The sequence below is a fragment of the Sphingomonas sp. CCH9-F2 genome (genome assembly GCF_001556735.1).
Lineage (GTDB): Bacteria > Pseudomonadota > Alphaproteobacteria > Sphingomonadales > Sphingomonadaceae > Sphingomonas > Sphingomonas ginsenosidimutans.
In genome coordinates this window covers 1-403 of record NZ_LSJO01000064.1, presented here as the reverse complement: position 1 = coordinate 403, position 403 = coordinate 1, and the positions used below count along the sequence as shown (strand labels likewise).

Genomic DNA, 403 nt, shown 5'->3' with positions numbered 1-403 from the left:
TCAGGTGGCGGGTCCGTTCGCGACGTTGCACGACCCAGGCCCTGCTATCCGTTCGCCGCTGACCCGCTTCCGCCCGCAGCGTCGCCGCCCGGTTCAACCGCAGCGCCCGATCCGTCGATTGCAGCAGCGCCGCCACCTTTGCGCCCGCGCCGCTGAAAGAAGGCCGCGCCTTTCGCACGCCATGCCTCCTTTGCCGCAGTATCCTTCGACCCGATCGCATCGAGCAGCACACCAGCGAGAGTTTCAGCATCGAGCGCATCGGCACCGGTGGCGGCGACGAGCTGGCCGAGCTGTTCGACCCGCTTCGCCTTGAGCGATCGCGCCTTGTCACCCAGCGCCTTTAGCTCAGCATCGTAATCGCGAACCTTCCGCATCGGCTTTACCTTTCCGCGCACTATCTGGC

General features: G+C 66.3%; 1 protein-coding gene. It reads right to left on the bottom strand.

The window, feature by feature from the left end; all coding sequences use genetic code 11:
- Nucleotides 1-44: 44 nt before the first annotated feature.
- Nucleotides 45-374, bottom strand: a complete 330-nt coding sequence (locus tag AX685_RS01980) for a conjugal transfer protein TraD (RefSeq protein WP_066484857.1) — start codon at nucleotides 372-374, stop codon at nucleotides 45-47.
- Nucleotides 375-403: the final 29 nt, after the last annotated feature.